The sequence below is a fragment of the Microcystis sp. M109S1 genome, from assembly GCF_020247025.1.
Lineage (GTDB): Bacteria > Cyanobacteriota > Cyanobacteriia > Cyanobacteriales > Microcystaceae > Microcystis.
In genome coordinates this window covers 1-3,956 of sequence record NZ_JADBRW010000030.1, presented here as the reverse complement: position 1 = coordinate 3,956, position 3,956 = coordinate 1, and the positions used below count along the sequence as shown (strand labels likewise).

Sequence of the window (3,956 nt, the reverse complement as noted above, 5' to 3'; positions counted from 1 at the left end):
TAATTGAGGGAATGAATACCAAAATAAAGCTTATTAAAAGAATAAGTTATGGATTTACCAATTTTGAACATCTTCGACTTAAGCTGTTTGCTTGCTTTAATTCATAACAAAAATTAACACACGAAAACCAGAAGAGCCAGCGTTACAGTAAATTAGTCCTTCATAGGGATAGGGAGACCAATAGGATAAATCGTATAGACCATTAAAACGAAAGCCTTTTTGATACAATTGGTCGTAAATTTTTGTAAAAAATGTATGGCGAAAATCGGAGGGACGAAACCCAACTTCTGAAAGAATCATGGCAATTTTTCTCTCTTCTAGAAAATTGGTTGCTCCAGCTAAAACCTGTAGCTCATAACCCTCTGTGTCCATTTTAAGCAGGTCTATCCTATCTATCCCCTGAGCTTGACAAAAATTATCTAAGCTATCAATTGTAATTGCTTCTGTTTTGTCGGTGGATTGGCCTTGATTCTCGCCTACGGGCCGGTTTAAGGCATCGCTGAGGGAGTTTTGTTGAGAATTAGAGTTTAAGATAATTGTTTTTTCTGAAGGTTGCTCGCCGAAAGCGATCGGAAAACAGCGAATTCGCTGATTATTAGCAAATTTTTGAGATAATTGGGTAAAAGTTTCCTTGATTGGCTCGAAACAAAGAATATCAGCTTGAGGAAATTTTTGATGAAAGTAACTACCTGTTTGTCCAATATTAGCCCCGACATCAAAAATAATCCTTGGTTGCTGGTGATGACAAATTCTTTCTATATCTGAGGCCACATCCCAACCAGCAGGGAAGGAATCGGGGGAAACTTTCTTGTAAGTCTCAAGACTCAATTCATGAATCAAATTTTTCAGCCGGCTTTTAATGCTCATAATTGTTTTGTAAATTAGGCGGGTAATTGATACAGTCAATATAGCAATCCAAGTGACAAGTAACTAGAGCAAAAAAAGCCACTTTAATTATCCTCTATCCCTGCAACTGCTACTCAGAGATGAGGGATAGAAGCGGTTGGGTAATCCAGTTAAATGCTACGGCGATTTGATGGTTGAGGGTGGGCAGACGGTAGAGATAGACTAAGCGACGGGTAAGATGGGCAAGGGGGCCGGCTAATTGTAGTCCTAAACCGCTAATGGTAGCTTCATCGATGCCGAGGGTCAACATTTCGCCTAAAGGTTGATAACGGAAGGGTAAAGCCGGTTTATCGTGGAAACTCGCCCAAATATTCCAAGCGCAGTAGTCGGACTGTTGAAGGGCCACTTGGGCTGTGGCAGCATAGGGTTTATCGTCTTGATCGCGACTATCGGCCGCATCGCCGATCGCGTAGATACTGGGGTTTTCGACAGTTTGTAAATATTGATTAACTTTTAGTAATTTGCGCTCATTATGTGCTATGGGCAAATTAGCGATCAGTGGGGAGGCGATCGGACTAACGGTCCAGAGAATTAGATCAACGGGGATATTGTCGATCTGTCCTTTGTAGTCAAGGGAGAGGCGATCAGCTTGGATATCGGCGACGGTGGTTTCTAGGTCTAACCAAACCAGACGTTTTTCCAGGGCTTTTTTGGCAGTGTCGCGGTTAAATTGGGGTGAAAGGGCAATTATATCGCTATTTCTTTCGATCAGACGAATTCTTCCCCTTTCTCCGAGGCGATCAGCCAGCTTACAGGCTAATTCTACGCCGCTATAACCGCCCCCGATAATGGCGACCCGAATTTTATCGCGATCGGATTGTTCTAGGGTTTTGAGTCGATCCCGAAGACGATAGGCATCCTCGAGACTACGAAAGGGGATAGCGTGGGTTTTGGCCCCGGGTAGGAAGTCAAGGGAGGATTGACCACCGAGGGCGATCACGAGGCGGTCATAGCATATATCGTTTTGATTGTCAAGGGTTATTTTATGATTATTAACATCGATCGCCGTGACGGTTCCCTGTTGGAAGTCAACGGGGGTATTGGCGAGCAATTCGCTGAAAGGGGGAGCAATTTCCCAGGATTCTAGTTCTGAGGTGACTAATTCGTAGAGAAGGGGAGAAAATAAAAAGCGATCGTTTTTATCAATTAAGGTAATTTGGGGGGGGTGTTGATCGGGCCAAGGCAATTGACTCAAACGTAAAGCAGTATAGAGTCCACCAAAACCACCACCGAGAATACAAATTTTTGGGTTTGAGTCAGTCATATCGATCGCTGAGGGTTTTGTTTCTTATTTTGACACTCCTTGCCGTAAAATGGACGGGGAACCTTAAACCCAAATTTTCGGTAAAGCAAGGAAAGAAAAATAGTTTTTATTTATCTAACCAGCCAAATGGTCAGCAAAGCCACAATTGTAGCCAGAAAAAGGATATGATTCATCCAATCGTCGAAAGACCAATTTTTAAACATAATTAGTTCCTTAAAATCTTACTGCTCAACAGCTTACCTTAATTCCTGATAGAAGTGCTATCGGGTGCGGCCGGTTGACTGGGGCAATATGTTGAGAGCGGTTACTAATTTGACCGCCGGATAAAATTAAGATTAGAGCTTATTAGAGAGGAAAAACCTAACCAGAAGAATTTTTAGGTGAATCCTAATTGAGATGGGAGTCTTTGGGAATAACATCCAAACCGAGGAGAACCTTTTGAGTATTGGACATATCGCCGATAATTCTTTGTAGGGGTGGGGGAAGTTGTTTGACTAAAGTAGGAGTTACGAGAATTTTATCCTGTTCCGCTAATTGGGGCTGTTCGAGAACATCAATTATTTCTACCGTATAAAGATCGGATAACTCCTCGCGACAGATACGAAAAATATTGGCGATCGCCCTCTGGGATTTACTGGAATCGCCCATAATGTAGAGTTTGAGAAGATATTGACTCATGATTGCGTGTTATTGAACAGTTTAATGTTGCTGAGACCGATATAGTATTTACGATAGAAAGAGACGAGATAACCCATCAATTCCAGGACCATGAGACGACCTTCGCTAACGTAGGCCTGCGCTTTAGCCAGGGTGACATCCTGATTTTTTTGGCGTAGGGTGGTGGTATGAATATCCACCACATCGCGAGGACTAGCTTTTAAGAATCCTAACTTATCGGCCAAGCTTCGCAGTCGTTCCGATAGATTATGTTCCACTTTGTATGCTTGTTCTTCTAAAGCTAAGTCTAATAAGTCTCCGTAATTTTGGACTAATTCTTGAAAAATATCGGGAATACTCTGCTTTATTGCCTCAGAACCGAACATTTTCGCCGTGATGCTAGTTTGTACTCCCTTGATTAACTGTTCCAGTTCGCGAAATTCCTCTTCCTGTTGTTGATGTTTAAGATTGAGGATATATTGCTGACGCTCGATCGCCACACGAATTTGATAGACTAAAAGACTACTATCGATATTATTTAACTGAATATAACCGTCAGCACCCAGTTGAAAGGCTTTAACGACTAATTTCTCATCATTGCTAGTAGTTTGAACTACTATCGGTATATCAGAGGCTAATTCTCTGGTTTTGACTAGAATATTTAAGCCGGGGGGGACAGAGATTTCCAAGCTTAAGAGGATGAGATCAAATTTCTCCCCTGCTAGTTTTTCGGCAGTTTCCTGTAGATCCTGAGCTTGGGTGAGGGTAAAAGTCAACCCCCCGGCCAGGGAACATTGGGGGGCCTTTAACAGCAATCTCTGGATTAATTTAACAGTCGTCGGTTCATCCTCTATCAATAAAATCCTACAGATATCCCTAGTCATTGTTAATCGATCGCTAAAATTATCTTTTTCCCCTACTTTCATAGTACGCCCATCTTTGGGAAACGCAAGGACAAAATCACAATCTAGCACCCGCTATCTCGAAGTCTTATCGAAAATTTGGGTTAAAACCCCGTCGTTTTACGACGGCTTTAAGCTACAATGGAAAAAGCGATAACCAAGCTAAAAACTGAACCTTGACAACAGATAGTAGGGGGTTTCGTTCAGAAAAGACTTCAAATTCGGCC

The 3,956-nt window shown here is 42.2% G+C and carries 5 protein-coding genes; 1 reads left to right on the top strand and 4 read right to left on the bottom strand.

Translation table 11 applies throughout. From position 1 onward, the window contains the following. The coding region (locus IM322_RS01240) for a transposase (protein ID WP_287672076.1) at positions 1 to 107 on the top strand (107 nt) is incomplete at its 5' end. Here the strand turns inward: IM322_RS01240 and IM322_RS01235 are convergent. From IM322_RS01235 to IM322_RS01220, 4 genes are all read right to left on the bottom strand, one after another. Next, positions 97 to 867, bottom strand: a complete 771-nt coding sequence (locus IM322_RS01235) for an FkbM family methyltransferase (protein WP_287677124.1) — start codon at positions 865 to 867, stop codon at positions 97 to 99. The two genes, IM322_RS01240 and IM322_RS01235, sit on opposite strands and share 11 nt — an antisense overlap. A 109-nt stretch (positions 868 to 976) precedes the next feature. Beyond that, positions 977 to 2,170 (bottom strand): NAD(P)/FAD-dependent oxidoreductase, encoded by a 1,194-nt coding sequence (locus IM322_RS01230; protein WP_287677122.1) that lies wholly within the window; start codon positions 2,168 to 2,170, stop codon positions 977 to 979. 387 nt (positions 2,171 to 2,557) lie between these two features. Then, positions 2,558 to 2,848 (bottom strand): circadian clock KaiB family protein, encoded by a 291-nt coding sequence (locus IM322_RS01225; protein WP_002752661.1) that lies wholly within the window; start codon positions 2,846 to 2,848, stop codon positions 2,558 to 2,560. Beyond that, positions 2,845 to 3,711 carry a response regulator gene (locus tag IM322_RS01220; protein ID WP_286826632.1) on the bottom strand — a complete coding sequence of 289 codons (867 nt, stop codon included), beginning with the start codon at positions 3,709 to 3,711 and terminating at the stop codon, positions 2,845 to 2,847. The genes IM322_RS01225 and IM322_RS01220 overlap by 4 nt, the downstream gene beginning before the upstream one ends. Between the last annotated feature and the right edge of the window lie 245 nt (positions 3,712 to 3,956).

Coding starts and splice junctions, on each gene's coding strand:
- IM322_RS01220 (WP_286826632.1), bottom strand. CDS start 3,711: ATGACTAGGGATATCTGTAGGATTTTATTGATAGAGGATGAACCGACG.
- IM322_RS01235 (WP_287677124.1), bottom strand. CDS start 867: ATGAGCATTAAAAGCCGGCTGAAAAATTTGATTCATGAATTGAGTCTT.
- IM322_RS01230 (WP_287677122.1), bottom strand. CDS start 2,170: ATGACTGACTCAAACCCAAAAATTTGTATTCTCGGTGGTGGTTTTGGT.
- IM322_RS01225 (WP_002752661.1), bottom strand. CDS start 2,848: ATGAGTCAATATCTTCTCAAACTCTACATTATGGGCGATTCCAGTAAA.